Origin of the sequence: Cohnella candidum, from assembly GCF_003713065.1 — a bacterium.
GTDB classification, from domain to species: Bacteria; Bacillota; Bacilli; order Paenibacillales; family Paenibacillaceae; genus Cohnella; species Cohnella candidum.
Map to the genome: position 1 here is coordinate 1,735,009 of NZ_CP033433.1, position 14,977 is coordinate 1,749,985.

General features: G+C 58.9%; 15 protein-coding genes. 3 read left to right on the forward strand and 12 right to left on the reverse strand.

Annotated features, from left to right (window positions below; genetic code table 11):
• Window positions 1-125 precede the first annotated feature (125 nt).
• Window positions 126-809, forward strand: a complete 684-nt coding sequence (locus EAV92_RS08150) for a response regulator transcription factor (protein ID WP_123040600.1) — start codon at window positions 126-128, stop codon at window positions 807-809.
• Window positions 806-2,245 carry a sensor histidine kinase gene (locus tag EAV92_RS08155; protein WP_123040601.1) on the forward strand — a complete coding sequence of 480 codons (1,440 nt, stop codon included), beginning with the start codon at window positions 806-808 and terminating at the stop codon, window positions 2,243-2,245. The genes EAV92_RS08150 and EAV92_RS08155 overlap by 4 nt, the downstream gene beginning before the upstream one ends.
• A 64-nt stretch (window positions 2,246-2,309) precedes the next feature.
• Here the strand turns inward: EAV92_RS08155 and EAV92_RS08160 are convergent, their stop codons facing one another.
• From EAV92_RS08160 to EAV92_RS08190, 7 genes are all read right to left on the reverse strand, one after another.
• Window positions 2,310-2,747 (reverse strand): GNAT family N-acetyltransferase, encoded by a 438-nt coding sequence (locus tag EAV92_RS08160; RefSeq protein ID WP_123040602.1) that lies wholly within the window; start codon window positions 2,745-2,747, stop codon window positions 2,310-2,312.
• A gap of 186 nt (window positions 2,748-2,933) precedes the next feature.
• Window positions 2,934-3,665 (reverse strand): DUF2935 domain-containing protein, encoded by a 732-nt coding sequence (locus EAV92_RS08165; RefSeq protein WP_338134407.1) that lies wholly within the window; start codon window positions 3,663-3,665, stop codon window positions 2,934-2,936.
• 78 nt (window positions 3,666-3,743) lie between these two features.
• Complete coding sequence (locus EAV92_RS08170; protein ID WP_123040603.1) at window positions 3,744-4,712, reverse strand: CobW family GTP-binding protein; 969 nt, start codon at window positions 4,710-4,712, stop codon at window positions 3,744-3,746.
• 71 nt (window positions 4,713-4,783) lie between these two features.
• Complete coding sequence (locus tag EAV92_RS08175) at window positions 4,784-5,695, reverse strand: aldo/keto reductase (RefSeq protein ID WP_123040604.1); 912 nt, start codon at window positions 5,693-5,695, stop codon at window positions 4,784-4,786.
• 12 nt (window positions 5,696-5,707) lie between these two features.
• Window positions 5,708-6,025 carry a YbjQ family protein gene (locus EAV92_RS08180; RefSeq protein WP_123040605.1) on the reverse strand — a complete coding sequence of 106 codons (318 nt, stop codon included), beginning with the start codon at window positions 6,023-6,025 and terminating at the stop codon, window positions 5,708-5,710.
• A gap of 87 nt (window positions 6,026-6,112) precedes the next feature.
• A complete protein-coding gene (locus EAV92_RS08185; RefSeq protein ID WP_123040606.1) occupies window positions 6,113-8,089 on the reverse strand; it encodes a tetratricopeptide repeat protein in 1,977 nt (658 codons plus the stop codon).
• Between the two features lie 50 nt (window positions 8,090-8,139).
• Complete coding sequence (locus tag EAV92_RS08190; protein WP_123040607.1) at window positions 8,140-8,664, reverse strand: ADP-heptose synthase; 525 nt, start codon at window positions 8,662-8,664, stop codon at window positions 8,140-8,142.
• 162 nt (window positions 8,665-8,826) lie between these two features.
• On the opposite strand from EAV92_RS08190, the gene EAV92_RS08195 reads away from it, so the two are divergent.
• Window positions 8,827-9,336, forward strand: a complete 510-nt coding sequence (locus EAV92_RS08195) for a hypothetical protein (RefSeq protein WP_123040608.1) — start codon at window positions 8,827-8,829, stop codon at window positions 9,334-9,336.
• A 54-nt stretch (window positions 9,337-9,390) separates the two neighbouring features.
• On the opposite strand, the gene EAV92_RS08200 is transcribed toward EAV92_RS08195, so the two are convergent.
• The 5 genes from EAV92_RS08200 to EAV92_RS08220 all read right to left on the reverse strand — a co-directional run bounded on the left by EAV92_RS08200 (window position 9,391) and on the right by EAV92_RS08220 (window position 14,975).
• Window positions 9,391-9,693 carry a hypothetical protein gene (locus EAV92_RS08200; RefSeq protein ID WP_123040609.1) on the reverse strand — a complete coding sequence of 101 codons (303 nt, stop codon included), beginning with the start codon at window positions 9,691-9,693 and terminating at the stop codon, window positions 9,391-9,393.
• Window positions 9,694-9,709: 16 nt separating this feature from the next.
• Window positions 9,710-12,019, reverse strand: a complete 2,310-nt coding sequence (locus EAV92_RS08205) for a thiamine pyrophosphate-dependent enzyme (protein WP_123040610.1) — start codon at window positions 12,017-12,019, stop codon at window positions 9,710-9,712.
• A gap of 40 nt (window positions 12,020-12,059) precedes the next feature.
• Window positions 12,060-13,064 (reverse strand): 2-oxoacid:acceptor oxidoreductase family protein, encoded by a 1,005-nt coding sequence (locus EAV92_RS08210; RefSeq protein ID WP_123040611.1) that lies wholly within the window; start codon window positions 13,062-13,064, stop codon window positions 12,060-12,062.
• 141 nt (window positions 13,065-13,205) lie between these two features.
• Window positions 13,206-14,120: a polysaccharide deacetylase family protein gene (locus EAV92_RS08215; RefSeq protein WP_123040612.1), complete on the reverse strand. Its 915-nt coding sequence runs from the start codon at window positions 14,118-14,120 to the stop codon at window positions 13,206-13,208.
• A 108-nt stretch (window positions 14,121-14,228) separates the two neighbouring features.
• Window positions 14,229-14,975: an SDR family NAD(P)-dependent oxidoreductase gene (locus EAV92_RS08220; protein ID WP_123040613.1), complete on the reverse strand. Its 747-nt coding sequence runs from the start codon at window positions 14,973-14,975 to the stop codon at window positions 14,229-14,231.
• Window positions 14,976-14,977: the final 2 nt, after the last annotated feature.

Below are 14,977 nucleotides of genomic sequence, written 5' to 3' on the forward strand. Positions count from 1 at the left end.
ATGAGTTCCGGCTGAAAGTTTGCTGAGCGAAATTTTCAGCTTATTTTCAGCTTGTACTCATTCCCGCTTCATCCGTTTCCATTACAATCGAGGTATAGGAATTCATCGGACGGAGGATTCGCCGAATGCCCCAAGACAAAGGAATCAAGGTTCTGCTCGTGGATGACGAACCGAACATTTTGCAATTCCTCGAGATGGGATTGAAGAACGAGGGCTATCAGGTTCGCACCGCGAATGACGGCGCAGAAGGCTTGTCCGTTTTCCGCGACTTCTGCCCGCATATCGTCATCCTGGATGTCATGATGCCGCAGCTGGACGGCTTCGAAGTGTGCCGCAGGATGAAGCAGATTCAACCCGTGGCCGTCATCATGCTGACGGCGAAGGAAGAGCCGGAGGATCGGGTGCGCGGACTTACGATCGGCGCCGACGACTACATGCCCAAGCCGTTCAGCTTCGAAGAGCTGTTAGCCCGGATCCATGCGAGGATCCGCAACCAATTCCCGAATTTGCTGGAGGAAGTCGCCGCGGGACCGTTCCGGATCGACGACCGCCGCAAGGAAATCCGGATGAATAATCAACCGCTGGAGCTGTCGCCGACGGAGTACGACCTGCTCCGGCTGCTGCTGCTGGAGAACGGATACGTGCTCAGCAAAAGCGTGATATTGGACCGCGTGTGGGGTTACGATTTCGGCGGGGAAGAAAACATCGTCGAAGTGTACATCCGCTCCTTGAGGGAGAAAATCGGCGATCGCGAGCATCAGAGAATCCGTACGATCCGGGGAGCCGGCTATCGGATGGACCTGGCATGAGGATGAATTCCCTCCGCTCGCAGCTTCTCATCCGGTCGCTCCTGCTGCTGCTCGCGATTTTGGTCGGCGTCGGGGTCGTGCAATACCTGTTCATGGAACGGTTCCTTTACCGGAACAAAGCGGACGCCATCCGCAGGCAAATCTTGTCCGTTCCCGGCGACGTCTGGCAGCGGTTTTCCGAGGGCATGCGCCGGGGCCGCGAATTTCCGGTGTTCATCCTCTCCTCTTCTTCGGTCGTCTATCGAGATCCGGACGGCAATCTGACGGAAATCGGACCGGATGCCGATGAGGACGCTGCCCCGAAGCTCAATGAGGAATTGCTGAAAGAAACGCTCGCTTCGCCGGAAAGAGAACGCGGAAGGATCTCCTATCGGATTTCCAAAAACGAACGAGGCGTAGAACAACTCGTCGTCATGCAGGCGGTGCGCTCCTTCGGCGGCATGAGCGGGATCGTCCAGGTCAGTACGAACACCGGCCCGATTAAAGCCGACGCTTACCGTCAATTAGCGCTCTATTCCGGAATCGCCGTGCTCGCGCTGATGCTGGGCTGGCTTCTGTTCCGCCCCGTCATTAAACGCACCTTGATTCCGCTGCACCGGGTCACCCGCACGTTGGAAAGGATCGACGCGGGCAGCCTGGGGGAAAGGCTTCCCTCGAAGCAAGGACAAGCGGAGATCGACCTGCTGGCGGCTTCGACCAACCGGATGCTCGAAAGGTTAGAGCAGTCATTCCGCTCGGAGCAGGAAGGCAAAGAAAGAATGCGCAGGTTCGTCGCCGACGCCTCGCATGAATTGCGGACCCCGCTCACTTCGATTCACGGATTTCTGGAAATTCTGCTCCGGGGAGCCGCCTCCCATCCTGAGCAGCTGGAACAAGCCTTGCGCAGCATGCATGGGGAGTCCAAACGGATGGGCAAGCTCGTTCAAGACCTGCTGCTGCTCGCCAAGCTGGACCGCAATCCGGAGCTGCATCCGGACGTAACGGACCTCAACGGTATCCTGCGGGAAATGGAACCCCACCTTCGGCTCCTTGCCGAGGACCGGCAAGTCATTTTCGAGCTTCGGACGCTGCCTCCGGCGAAACTCGACTCGGACAAGATCAAGCAAGTGCTGCTGAATCTGTTCCAGAACGCGGTTCAGCATACGGATCCGGCGCGCGGGGAAATCCGCGTTTCGACTGAAATCGCCGCCGGGGGCATCGCTTGGAGCGTCGGCGATAACGGCTCGGGAATCCCGGCCGGCCATCTGCCGCGGCTGTTCGACCGCTTTTACCGGGTGGACGAGTCTCGGGCCCGCGCCTACGGCGGAACCGGACTCGGCTTGTCGATCAGCAAAGCCATCGTCGAATGGCACGGCGGAACGCTAACCGCCCGGAGCGAGCCCGGACGCGGCAGCCGATTCACGGTGCTCTTGCCGGTTGAGGAACCGGGCGTATGACCGCCAAACGCGAAAGGCAGCCCCCAGGGCTGCCTCTTGTTTTGCCGTCATTCGTCATTCGGCGTTATAATGCCTTGCTCATGCGAACGTGCGGAATCCCGGCGTCCAGGAACGTCTCAGTCGATTCGGTGACGTAACCGAGCTTTTTGTAAAATTCCTCTGCGCTGACTTGCGCGTCCAGCACGGCTTTACGATAGCCCTGAGCGGCTGCGTCCTTCTCCATCGTTTGCACGAGCAGCCTGCCGACACCCGTTCCCCGGTAGGATTTAAGCACCGCGATCCGCTGGAGTTTGGCCGTGCCCGGCTCGTACTCCTTCCACCTCGAGGCGCCGACCGTCCGCCCGTCTGCCTCGGCAATGAAATGCCGGCACGCGTCGACGGACACGTCATACTCATCCATTTCCAGATCCAGCGGAACCTGCTGTTCCTCGACGAATACTTCCTTGCGGACGGAGAATGCCCGTTGCAGTTCTTCCTCCGTCGTGACTCTGAGGCAATCCATATCCCTCTTCCTTTCCGAAACAAGCTTTCCCCAGCATAACGAAATCTCCCGATCCGCGCAACGGGAACAGGCGGGACATTCCGCTGCCTTATCCATGGAGAACCAAGCTCAAGCTTCCACCCGAGGCTTCGTGGGGTCGCCGTTCGGAGCCGGGACCAATCCCGAGACCGCCAGCTTCGTCAAATATTACCATTCTTCCCGCATCATATGATCCGGCATGAGCGGGGCGATCCGGTCGAGCGCCTCGGAAGTCAGCTCCATCTCCTCGATCTCGGACAAGAACTGGATGAACAGTCTCATCTCCAGATCGATGTCGACGTAGAACCGCCGGAATGCCGGAAAATCGCGGAGATTCGTCCGCATGTAGCCCGCCATTTCGATCGCCTTCAGGTAGAGGCCTTCAAAGTGCTTCATGAACTTGCGGCTTCTCGCGATCAACCGCTTCTCCACCATGTCCAAATCCGCGGCGATCGCGCCTGCGTGGCCCGCGGCGTCCGTCAGCCACAGCAAATCATGGTGCAACGGGTCGAATTGCGGGACCGGCTGACCGGCGTTCAGCGCCTGCAAAATACGAACATATTCCTCCAATTCGTTCACCATGTGATTGAAGAACGTCGGCGGCAGCATGACGTTGACCTTCCCGGCCAACTGCCGGGAAAGGATATCCAGCTTGAAGGCTCGCAAAGCGGCGGTCTGGCCGTAAGCCTCCCGGTTCAACGCGGATAAATCCGCCGCCGGGACCGCCGCTCGAGCTTGCGCCAGCAAACGGTCGAAGGTCGCGATGAAGATTTGGGCCTTTTGTACGTCCGCCGTCTCCGTCGGAGCCAGCGTCAGCAGAATGAACCTCGAATGATCTCCCAAGATCTGAAGCCAAAATCGGTGCTCGAATAAAGCGTCGTCCGCCCGAATGTCTTCCAATTTCCGTCACGCTCCTCTCGCCCATCCCTATGCCGTTCCGCATGTCCTTTATGCGGTGGGCGGGGACTGGCAAGCGGCTCAGTTCCGGTCTTCGGCGGTCAGCTTGTCCAGCTCCGCATCCAAGTCGGATTCCGAGAAATCCTCCCCGATGAACACCAGCACGTCGTGGACCGTCTTCTGCGGCCGAATTGGCAGGAAATCGCTTTGGCGGTACGCGTACTGAAACAGATACCGGTTGGCCGTATCGCGGAACGACACGATGCCCTTGGCCCGGTAGACGCCTTCCGGAAGGCGTCCGACGAAAGCCTCGAATGCATGGCTGTCGACAGGGCCTTTCAGGTAACGGGTCATCGCGCGGACATGGTGGTGGCCATGGTGATGCTCATGATGATGCTCGTGCCGATGTTCTTGATCGGCCGTTTGCGCAGGAAGGCCCTCGTGAATCCCATAAATCCGTTCAGGATCGAGCTCAGCGCCCACCGTCTGCACGATCGCCGCTCCTGCGTTCCAGTCCGCGAGCCGCTCCGCCAGCTCGTCCCGTTCCGCCGGCGCGACCAAATCCGTTTTGTTCAGCACGACCAGCGAAGCCGCGCGGATTTGATCCTGCATGAGCCGGTAGGTTTTACCGGTTCCGATGCGCATCCGGTCGAGAAGATGCCGGGCGTCCACGACCGTGACGACGCCCTTCAGCTCGATCCTGCCGTAGAAGGAGGCTTCCGTCACGCCGTCGATGATTTCCAAAGGTTCCGCGACGCCCGTGGATTCGATCCAGATCACGTCCGGATCGTGCTCCTTCACCAGGCTCATCAACTCCACGCCGAGATCGGCCCGCACCGTGCAGCAAATGCAGCCGCCCAGCATTTCCGCCATCGGCACCTCGGTGCCGACGAGCATGCCGTCCAGGTTCACGTCCCCCGCTTCGTTCATGAGCACGGCGGGTTTCCACCCGCGGCCGTTCGCGTCATCGATCAAGCGCCTGAGCAACGTCGTTTTGCCGCTGCCGAGAAATCCCGTCAGCAAGTACACCGGCACGGTGCGTTCCACCATTTCCGCCACTCTCCTTCGCATTTAAAAGCGCCGCAGCTTATGGCTGCGGCGCTCGATCATCGCTTCGTTGTTCAAGCTTCCTGCGGATGGCCCGCTTCCACGAGCTCGACCGCCGCGGCGTTCGCTTCCACCTGCGCAACGTCTTTGCAGCCTGGGATGACGGTCGTCACGGCCGGGTGCTTCAAGCACCAAGCCAGCGCCCATGCCGCCATGTTCGTGCCTGCCGGCACCTCTTCGCGGCCGATCCGTTCGACTTCGCGCATCTGCTCGTCGATTTCTTCCCGATTGCGGCGGGAACGGACGTCGCTGGCGTCGAACGCAGTGCCCGGCTTGTATTTGCCGCTCAAGAAGCCGCTCGCCAAGGGGACCCGGGCAAGTACGCCGAGGTTTTGTTCCAGACAGGAAGGAAACACTTCGGCCTCCGGCTTGCGGTCCAGCCGGTTATACACGACCTGGATCGCTTCCGCGCCGACCTGTGAGGCCTGCGACGTTTGGTGGATATTCTGGTTGGAGCCGATCGAGATGCCCAAGTGCCGGATTTTCCCCGCCTCCACCTGGCGGTTTAAAGTGTCCCACAACGCGTCCTGGTCGAAAGAAGCGTCAGGCCCGGAATGGAACTGGTAAAGATCGACGTAGTCCGTTTTCAAAGCTTTCAGCGAAGCTTCCAACTGCGCGACCACGCCTTGGGGATCGAAGGAATCCGTGCGTTCGAACGGGCGGTGAAAATGATGGCCGAATTTCGTCGCGAGAATCCAGTCGCTCCGGTTTCCCTTGATCGATTCGCCGATCAACGATTCCGACAGGTGGTCGCCGTAGCATTCCGCGGTATCGATCAGGTTGATGCCGAGCTCCTTGGCCCTGCCCAAAATCGCGTCCGCTTCCTGCTGCGAATATGTACGGCCCCATTCTCCGCCGAACTGCCACGTGCCGACTCCGACGACGGATACGCGCAATCCGGTTTTCCCTAAAACCCGATACTTCACCGTTTCCCCTCCTTAAGGTTCTACTTTAACGGCCGTCCCGCTGGTCGCGACCATCAGCATGCCTTCGCGGACGACTTCGTAGTCGACGTCCACGCCGACGATGGCGTTGGCGCCCAGACGCTGCGCTTGCGCGACCATTTCCGAAATCGCGATGTCGCGCGCTTCCTTCAGCTTGCTCTCGTAAGAGCCGGCGCGGCCGCCGACGACATCGGTGATCGAAGCAAGGAAGTCCCGGAAGATATTCGCTCCCATGATCGTCTCTCCGTTTACGATGCCCATATACTGCGTAATGCGATAGCCTTCAACGTTCGGTGTAGTCGTAACCAGCATGAGGCCGCCTCCTTAAATAAAAGTACGCCTCATTTTACCATAGCCGGAAACGGGCAACCAAGCCGAAGCCCATTCTTAGCGCAATCTTTAGGATAAATAACGGGCGGGTGAAAACACGCTCTGGAACTGCTCGCGCGCCCTTTCCCTCATCTCGTCGTCGAAGCCGGAAAGATCGGCAAGCAGCGATAAGCTGTCCTTCGGCTCCTTGCCGTTCGCGTTTACGCTCCCCGCGTAAATCATCCATTGCGCCAAGTCGTCCGCAGCACGGATCCGGTCGAAGGAATGGTGGTACCAGATTGACGCCCGTTCCAGATAAGCCTGAGGCTCAAACGGATTCAGCTCGACCACTTTCGTGAAAGATCCGATCGCGTCGTCGTACCGGTACAGTTTTTTGTAAACGAGGCCCAGATTGTAATGCCCTTTAGGGTCCTCCGGCCTCAGCTTCGCGTAGGTGAGCGTGTCGCGGAGCGCGGAATCGTATTCGTCCAGCTTAAAATGCAAGTAGCCTCGCAGCCACAGCAATTTGGCGTTCGTTGCGTCGAGCGAGAGCCCCTTGTTGCAGTCTTCCACCGCTTCCGCCCACTTCTCGGCCGCGGCCCGGCAGCGGGCTCTCCGGTCGTAGATTTGCGGATTGTCCGGCTCGGAGGCGATCGCGCGCGAATATTCCTTCTCGGCGAGGTCCCAGTTTTCCATCCCGACATACAGTTCCGCGAGCGCATACGCGGTTTTGCTGTCGTTCTTCAGAGAGGGGTCCCGTTTGACGGCGCTCTGGATGTCCAGCAGCGCGTCTTCGTAACGATCTTGCATATAAAGGGCGAAGCTGCGTCTCATGTAATCGTCGGCTTTGTCCTCGAATTCCAACGCGCGCGTATAGGCGGACTCCGCTTCTTCGAAACGGTCGCCGTCAATGGCGAGTTCCCCGCGCTGCCGCCAATTAAGCGGATCCTTCGGTTCGAGTTCGGTCAATAGGCGGTTTTCCGCCAACGCTTCGTCTAGGCGCTCCGCTTCGCGCAAAGCGTCGGAAAGCCAGTAGCGCACGACCATGTTATCGGGAAAATGCGCTTTGGCGTCCTGAAGAACCATGATCGCTTCATCGTACTTATCCTGATGCCGGAGCGTCGTGCAAAGCTCGAGATATACGGGCATCCACACGGGATTACGGCTTTTCACCTCATACAGCAGCGATTCGGACTCCGTCAGGCGTCCCATGTTCCGCAGGACGGCGGCTTTCCGAAGCTGCAGCTCCGCTGCATCCGGAAAATCCCGCAAAGCCCGCTCTACCGCCGCCAGAGCGTCCGCGTTCCTGCCGAGAGCTTCATACACTTTCGACAGCAACAGACGGAAGCCGAATTCCTCATCCGCCGCCTGGAGGAAGCTTTTGACCGCGCCGGAGGAATATCTCGTTCGCTTCTTCAACTCCGCGGCGCCTCTGTCAGCTTGCAGGTTCCAGCTGTCGTTCAGCCGGATGGCAAGCGAGAGCGCCTTCAAGGCTTCTTCCGGCATGTTCATCGCTTCAAGCGCCTGAGCCTGCCGGTAATAGTAATGCGGAATCGCTTTGTCGGCATCCTGGGCGGAAAGCCGGAAACACGCTTCGGCTTCTTCGAATTGACCCAACCGCATGTGGACGTTCCCCAGCTCGAAATACGTGGATTCCTTCGCTTCTTCCTTCCGTTTCAGCGCTTCCCGGAAATCCCGGACCGCTTCGTTCAGTTCCCCCCGCTCGTTATGCAGGATCGCGCGCGAATACCAATGGGCGAACGAACCCGGGTTCATTCGGATCGCTTCATCCAGGTCGGCCAGCGCCTGGTCTTCCCGGCCTGCCTGTTGCAGGATGCGGGACCTTCTCTCATACGCGGCGGCATACGGCTTCCGTTCCAGCAGCCGGTCCAGCAGACCGAGCGCCCGGTCCGCATCTCCGTGCTCATGAAGCAGCGAGGCGAACTCGATCGTTTCCTGCGGGCTGAGTCCGGCGGTCCCGGCTTGACGGTACCACCTGAGGGCGCGGCTCCCATCCCCCGCGCGGTACATGCGGCTTGCCATCCACCTAGAGAATGAACGGAACATGCGGATCCCTCCCGTATGTAGACGAAGCTGCCGATTCCTCGGCAGCTTCGCTATTGTGAATAACCGTCCGTCGTGTCCGCGCCTTCTTCCACGGCAAATTCGAAATCGTCGATATCGAACAGTTGAATCGGTACGGAACCTTGCACGACTTTGTCCTGGAACTCCACGTGGTCGGTCAGGACCGGGCAAGGCAGCCGCAGCGAGGACAATATGATTTCGGTTTCGATCGGATCGAAATTTTCGCCGTATTGCATGTTTTCGACGGCGTTGACGACGACGAACGTGACGTTCTCGTTGATCGGCATCGGCGGACTTTCCTTCCACGGGGCAGTCAGCGCGCGCTCCAACTTCTTTTTATTAAACGGATCCTCGAAGAATGCAATCATTTCCCCGATTTTTTCCCGGACATGGCGTTCGTCTTCCGGGTCTTGCATAATCGGTTCCTCGCTTTCTTTGAGGTCGTACAGCTCCATAACCGTAGAATAGGGAATCCTGTATTCCACTGAACGTTTCGGCAGAAGCAGTTGCCCATAAATGGCGATCATAACCGCCTCGATGACAAAACGCCGGCTCATCTTCCGTCATTCCTTTCCCAAGCTTTCACTCCTGAAGCGTCTTTGCATTGGTTCTCATTATAACATAAAATGCCGGACGTGAAGCCTTCGAATGCGATATAATGAACGGAGAATGTTTCCGTAAACCCGCTTTGCATAAGTCGAGAGGAGAGTTGCCGAATCATGCCGGATTGCAGCTTTCAGGCCTATCGCGCCATCGTTTCGGAGGGCGGCAGAGCCTTCGCCGCCGCGATGGAATCCGCGGGCTATTCCGTCTTCTATGCGTTCGTGGAAGATTTCCGGACTGCTTTGAGAGAGTATGGAGACGCCGACGCCGAAGCGATCGGCGGTCTTCTCCGGCGCGCTCGCGCGGATTTTCCGAATCCCGGTCGGTACAGCCCTTCCTGGGATCGCGTTTGGGAGGAATTCCAGGCGATTTATGAGGGCAAAAACGAGACTTTGTCTTCCATACCGCCAAGCGAGCGCGACGGGGAATGGCAGGTGCTGATCGACAATCCGCTTACTCCGCTTCAGGTTGCCTGTCACCCCGGCCTCTCCTTTCACGACGCCGCTTATTTGTACGCCTATTTTCAAATCGACCTCAAGCCCAATGAGTTTTTAAAGCTGCAGAAAGTAGTCAACGCGGCGGTGACCACGGGCAAGAAAGAAGCGACGATATTCCCGAACTATTGAACGCATCGAAATAAGCAAACCCCCGGATCGTTGTCATGCGATCCGGGGGTTTGTTCATTCGCCGCGGGAATCCGCGAAACTTGCGCTTAATTGATTGTCGTTCCAGAACACCTGACGTCGCGGGTCGTTGCGGAGCTTCACGTTCGCCATCTTGGCATGGTGTTCGGTCAATGCCTCAGGCTCCCATGCCGCTGCGGTATCTCCCGCTTCACCCGCTTGAGCCAGCGATTCACGGATTTCTTCGCCGGTCGGTACAGTATCCCAGAGAACGACGCCATAGTACGGCAGCCGATATCCGTTGACCTGAGCTCGCGCAAGCAGCCGGCCGGTTCCCGCTTCTCTTAACACATAGGGCATGACGGACATCCCAATCTTAGAGGTATGGACTTTCGTGTTTGGCTTTCAGCATGCTCCACCGGCGCTCGATCTCGCCTTCGAATTCCCGCAAGGTCTCGGCGTATTCCGGTTTCGACAGGTGCTTCGTCTTGCCCATCATTTTGAGCCAATCCGAAACGGGGACCCGTTTGCCCTTCTCTTCCGGATTGTACGTGATGGTCGTGATCCCTTTCTCCACTTCGTAGAGCGGGAAGAAGCAAGAATTCACGGCCTGTTCGATGATCGTCGAGCCGTCCTTGTCTTCCGACAGCCAGTTGAGCGGGCACGTGATCAGGATTTTGCCGTAGACCATGCCGACGTTCTGCGCGTACCACTGCGCTTTGGCCGCCTTGCGGACCAAATCCTGCGGATTCGCCTCGCTGCCCGTGAATACGTACGGAATGTTCGTGGCCGCCATGATCTGCGCGGTGTCCTTGTGGTGGAACACCTTGCCGCCTTGCGCTTTGCCGACGTTCGACGTCGAAGTTCTGTGGCCCATCGGCGTCGAATACGACAGTTGGGCGCCGGTGTTCATGTAACCTTCGTTATCGTATTCCAAAATGATCATGCGGTGGTTCCGAAGCGCGGCCCCGATGGCCGGGCCCATGCCGATGTCCATGCCGCCGTCTCCGGTTATCATGACGAACGTGAAGTCGTCCTTCAGGCCGAGATGGTCGAGCTCGCCGCGGCGCTTGCGCTCCTGGAACATTTCCACGACGCCGGACAGCGTGGCCGCCCCGTTTTGGAACAGGTTATGGATGTAGGTCGCTTTATGCGCGGAGTACGGATACCCCGTCGTCACGACCATCGCGCAGCCGGTATGGAACAGCGCGACGATGTCGCCTTCGATTCCTTTGAAGAACAGCTCCAAACCCGAGAAAATGCCGCAGCCCGGACAAGCCCCGTGTCCCGGCGCGATCCGTTTCGGCTTCTTCGTCAAGGAGCGAAGCGGAGGCACGCGGACGTTCAGCTTGCCGGTTTCCTCGTCCGGCGTGACGGTGATGAGGCCGGTTTTCAGGTCCTCGTATTTCATCGGTTCGATCACGCGTTTGGGTGCTTTGGCCGGATCGCCCGGCGTATGGCCGTGATAGTCGAACGGTTTCTCGACGTAGCCTTTGGCCGCGGCGTCGATCGCGAATTCGAACAGCTTCAAGCCGTCTTCCGCATAGAAATCTTTGCCTCCAAGGCCGTAAATGCGGCTGATCACGAGCGTGTCGTGGTTCCGGTACGTTTGCAGCGCCGCCTTGATTTCGTTGACCATGTTGCCGCCGTGCCCGCCGTACGAGTCCGCGCGGTCGCCGACCGTGACGGCTTTCACGCCGCGCAGCGCTTCGGCGATCGCCTTGGCCGGAAACGGCCGAATGATGTTCGGCGAGATCGAGCCGGCTTTGATCCCTTGCTCCCTCAGCTGGTCGACGACGTCCTTGATGATTTCGGCGGACGAGTTGAGCAGGAACACCGCGACCTCGGCGTCTTCCATCCGGTACAGGTCGAGGATCGGATAATCGCGTCCCGTCAGTTCGGCGTATTCCTGGCGAATCCGGTCGTAGACGGCTTCCGCGTTATACATGGCCATCGATTGCTGATAGCAGTTATTGATGTAATCGGGTTCGTTCATGTACGGGCCGACGGTAATCGGATTGTTCCGGTCCAGGACGTGCACGAAGCCTTCCGGAGGATGCTCGCCCACGAACTTCTGCACGTCTTCGCGGTTGGCGAACGTATGGACGCGGCGTTTCTGATGGCTGGTAAAGTAGCCGTCCGAAGCGACGAGCACCGGCAGGCGCACTTCCGGGTCTTCCGCCAGCTTCAGCGCGATGATGTTCATGTCGTACACGGCTTGCGGATCCCGGCAAAGCACGATCGGCCAGCCGGTGTTGAGCGCGAAGTACAAGTCGGAATGGTCGCCGTGAATGTCGAGCGGCCCGGATACAGACCGGCAGACGAGGTTCATGACCATCGGGAAACGCGTGCCGGACTGCACCGGCATTTGTTCGAGCATGTACAGATAGCCGTTCGCGCTCGTCGCGTTGAACACGCGCCCTCCCGCCGTGGAAGCGCCGTAGCAGACGCCCGCCGAGCCGTGCTCGCCGTCGGCCGGGATCAGGACGATGTCGTGCTGCCCGTTCGCTTTCATCAAATCCAGGAACTGCGCCACCTCGGTCGACGGCGAAATCGGAAAATAACCCATGATGTGGTAGTTGATCTGGTGTGCGGCGTATGCGGCCATTTCGTTGCCGGATTCATAGACGATGCGCTGCTCCACGGTGCCGGCGGAGCCCATTTCCTTGCGAATGTCGATCGCCATTGTGCCTTTCCCCTCTCCTCATCCCATGACAGGTATCTAATCAGAGCGCCAAATCGAACCGATGCGCCACCCGGTGGTTTTCCGCGTAGCCCGCTTCCTCCAGCTCGCTGGACAATGCTTCGGTCGGACAGGCTTGCACGCACTTCAGGCAGCCTTTGCAATATTGATAATCTATGCCTTGCAGGAACATCTGGGGACGGCCCTTCTTGTCGGGCAGCTCCTCCCAGACGAAGCAGAAGTCGGGACAGACGTTGTCGCAGGCGGCGCAGTGGATGCATTTGTCGTCGTCGAAATGCGGCATCATGCCCGCCCGGGAAATGCTCAGGTCTTTCAGGATGCTGTTGCCGGGATTCGTGATGACGCCTCCGATCGGCTGGGTCTCGTATCCCAGAACCGGCGTGTCCATCCGGACGAAGTCCGGCATCTTGTCTCCCTCGGCCAGCGCGAACGTCTGGAACTTGACCTCGTCGTAGCCGCGCTGAAACGTGTTCAGCGCCGGCTGCACGGCGCCGGGGTATTTCTTCTCCAGCGACTTGCGGACGACGCCTTTCATGAATTCGGGATCGAGGAATTCGCAAAGCCGGAACAGTCCGCCGAGCATCGCCATGTTGACCCGGTTGTTCTCGGCGAGCGAGATGCCGGTCGCGTCGACGACGGCGATGATGCCGCCTTTCAATTTCAATTGCTCTTTCAGCTCTTCGGGAGATTTCTTCGAGTTAACGAGCACGATGCTGTCCTCGTAGATGCCCGAAATGACGTTCACCGTTTTGGACAGGTTTTCGTGGAAAATGCCGACCACGTGGGGACGTTCCACCGGGGAAGTGTCGCGGATCCTGGCGTCCGCGTCGCAGAAGCGGATGTGCGCCTTGACCGGAGAACCTTTTTTCTCGGAACCGTAAGAACTGAAGCTGACGCCGTTCAAGCCGACGCCCATGACGCCCGCTTCCGCGAGCATTTTGCCGGCGAGGTTGGCCCCCAGCCCTCCGATCGACTCCAAGCGGATTTCGAAAAAGCCAAGCTCGTTCAGTTTGGGTAACTGCACCATGCTGCCTTGTCGTCCCCTTTCCGGATAAAGTGAGCGTCGAATGCCGTGTAAAGAGTGGTTGAAATATTTATAATTTCGAGATAATTTGCAAAATTCCTGCAACGAAGGGTAAAAAACGGCAAACGCTTACTTGCCTGTCTCTTAAATTCTCAGGCTGTCTTGCAGCTGTTTAAGCTCCTTCCACCCGATCATCCGGATCTGTTCTTCCCGCAGCACAGATTGGACGTCGGGGTCCCGCCAAAATCGGATTTCCATCCCCCTCTTCTCGGGATGAAGGTGGAAAGATCGCAATTCGTCCGTCACGCGTGCCGGATGGGAGATCCACTCCGTGACGCCGGGGAGCAGTGCCCGCAGCAGCCCGATTCCTTCCGCTTTCACATCGTCGTAAGACTCGCCCGGAAGAAGCCGGTACTCAGGTCCGGTTATATAATCGGGAAGCACGATTCCTCGGTCTTCGGCCTCTCTTGCTCGGCGTTTCGCTCTTTCCTGAACCTCCGGGGGAATTTGCCGGCCGCCGACCGGAATCAGCTTGCGGGGAAGGCGGAACGGCAAGCCGTATTTGGCGCATACATCGTAGGCAACGTGGAGCAAATCTTTGCCGGATACGATTCCGTATAAGCTGCCCATGTGGTTATCCGCATGCGTCAACGCGATCCCCGCGGCGAGCGCCGCTTCGGTCTGGGCGATCAATTCGCCGCGCACCTCTTCGGGGTCGGCTCGCCTCTCCGTTTCTTCGGGTGTCTGGGGGAACCAGCCGTCCTTGCCGGTCAGCGTAGCGGATGCACGATTGCGGACGAGAGGTCCCCATCGGTAGTGCGGCCACTCGCTCGTCAGCGTCCAATGGACGCCGATATCGACATCCGGCATCGAGGCGATCCGTTCCGCCGCTTCCGCGGACCAAGGACAATTCATCATGATGGTGGCGGACGAAACCGCCCCCTCTTCAAGCAAATCGAATACGCCGTCGTTCGCGGCTTTCGCCAGTCCCAGGTCGTCGGCGTTGACGATCAGCAGCTTCTCTTCTTTGCCGTAGCCCAATCTCTCCGATGTGTTCACGCGCACCGCCTCCTCTCTACATTGTATGACGGCGGATGCCCGCCCTTGCCAAGCGGTTGGAGCGCAAAAAAGCAGCCTGCCCGGGTACCGGACAGACTGCTTTCGAACTCAAGGAACGTAAATCATTTTCCGCGTCATGCCGCCGTCCACGACCAGGTCGATGCCCGTGACGAAATCGTTCTCCGGATCGGTCAGGTAGAAGCACGCCCGGACGATGTCGTCCGGCTTGCCGACCCGTCCGGCGGGATGCTGCGTGTGATCTTCCGGGCGAAGCGCATCGTAATCCCCCGTCTCGATCCAGCCGGGACTGATCGCGTTGACGCGGATGCCGTATTCGCCGAGAGAAAGCGCAAGGGCGTGCGTCAGCGACGCGATGCCTCCTTTGGAAGCGGCATACGCCTCCGAGTGGGGTTCGGACTGAAGGTGGCGCGTGGACGCGATGTTCACGATCGCGCCTTTACGGCCCTGCTCCTTCATTCTTATGGCGGCCTCCCGGGAACACAGGAACGTGCCTCGCAAATTCGTGTTCAGCACGCCGTCCCATTCCTCGACCGTCAGCTCGAGCGGCGATTTCCACACGCCGTAGCCGGCGTTGTTGATCAGAATGTCGATTCCGCCGCATTCCGCTTCCGCTTCTTCGAACAAGGCGGGAACGGCCGCCGCATCCCGCAAGTCCGCCTGTCGATAGCGAATGCGGCCACCGGCAAGCCGAACCTCTTCGGCAAGTTCCTCTCCTTCAACACCGTGCAGGCTCGTGGCGTACACGTTGGCGCCTTTAGCGGCGTATGCGCGGCACAAATGGCGTCCGATACCGCCCGCCGCTCCCGTGATCACGACGGTCAACCCTTCGAACATGC